Annotated in this window: 1 protein-coding gene; it reads left to right on the top strand. The window is 41.4% G+C overall.

All coding sequences use genetic code 11. The features are described from left to right. Positions 1-1,036, top strand: a 1,036-nt coding sequence (locus A3761_RS22960; RefSeq protein ID WP_156492050.1) for a glycosyltransferase family 2 protein, incomplete at both ends; no start/stop codon positions are given.

Raw genomic sequence — 1,036 nt, 5'->3', positions numbered from 1 at the left:
TAGGTTATCCCTTAGTCTTAAGGTTAAGGGAAAAAGAGAAAAGGTTACCATCACCAGTTGATCAGCAGTTCCCTTATGTGACTGTATTGCTGGTTGTATGCAATGAAGAGAAAAATATCGAGACAAAGTTACATAATCTACTGGATTTAGATTACCCAGAAGATAAATTGAGTGTCTTAGTGGTTGATGACGCGAGTGAGGACCAAACTTTAAGAAGAATTGCCTTAATTAACTCGCAACGAATTGGTGTTATAAGCGTTGATTCACGCTTAGGTAAGCCAAACGGGCTTAATTTGGGGATGGCCAAAATTGATTCCGAATTGGTGTTAATGGTTGATGCAAGACAAACAATTAGTGAATCTGCTGTTAGGCACTTAGTAAGCTGGTTTCAAGATGGAGAGTATGGGTTAGTGAGTGGAGAGTTAAGTTTCCATTCAGAAAATGAGAATGATTTTTCAAAGGGTGTAGATGCTTATTGGAGGTATGAGAAAATGATACGCAAGGCAGAAGCGAGCATCGGTAGTGTGCCAGGAGTGACGGGCGCAATATACATGATTAGACGCGCTGCATTTCAACCGATTCCTGTTGGTACGCTCATTGATGACGTACTGATCCCTATGCAGGCGATTAGAAAAGGGTATCGAGTTGGCTACGATGAGAGAGCTAAGGCTTGGGATGTGCCTTCTTCAGATGTGGCAAATGAGAAAAGAAGAAAAGTGCGTACGCTAGCGGGTAATTACCAGTTGATGGTATGGTTTCCGAGCTGGATTTTCCCCGGTGGCCACCCAATTTGGTGGCAGTTTTTGAGCCATAAGATTCTTCGTTTAGCTGTTCCTTTTATGCTTTTGGTTCATGTTATTTGCTCATGTTCGCTCGCTACAAACAGTGTGTTTTTTTCGATCTACTTCGGGGCGCTTATTATGGGATTGTTGTCATATCCGGTGAGTTTGTACTTTAAATCGATTTCTAAGATTAGGGTGTTGAGAATTATTAGTTCCTTCGTGGCGCTTAATTGGTTTAACTTTCTTGCTTTTGT

The sequence above is a fragment of the Oleiphilus sp. HI0123 genome (assembly GCF_001635315.1).
The sequence above is the reverse complement of the archived record's forward strand: the minus strand, read 5'-3'. Positions and strand labels throughout refer to the sequence as shown.